The organism is Pseudomonas sp. R11F, assembly GCF_050312575.1.
In the GTDB taxonomy this organism is placed as follows: domain Bacteria; phylum Pseudomonadota; class Gammaproteobacteria; order Pseudomonadales; family Pseudomonadaceae; genus Aquipseudomonas; species Aquipseudomonas palleroniana.
This window is the reverse complement of sequence record NZ_JBNPJU010000103.1, coordinates 1-213: the sequence shown is the minus strand read 5'-3', so window position 1 is coordinate 213 and position 213 is coordinate 1. Positions and strand designations below refer to the sequence as shown.

The window sequence follows — 213 nt, the reverse complement described above, 5'->3', positions numbered from 1 at the left end:
CGGGGCCATAGCTCAGCTGGGAGAGCGCCTGCCTTGCACGCAGGAGGTCAACGGTTCGATCCCGTTTGGCTCCACCACTACTGCTTCTGACGTTTAAAGCTTAGAAATGAGCATTCCATCAAGATGATGGTGAATGTTGATTTCTAGTCTTTGATTAGATCGTTCTTTAAAAATTTGGGTATGTGATAGAAAGATAGACTGAACGTTACTTTC

The 213-nt window shown here is 45.1% G+C and carries 1 tRNA gene; it reads left to right on the top strand.

What is annotated here, in order from left to right:
* Window position 1: 1 nt before the first annotated feature.
* Window positions 2-77 (top strand) — tRNA-Ala (locus ACQRBV_RS27600).
* The last annotated feature ends 136 nt before the right edge of the window (window positions 78-213 follow it).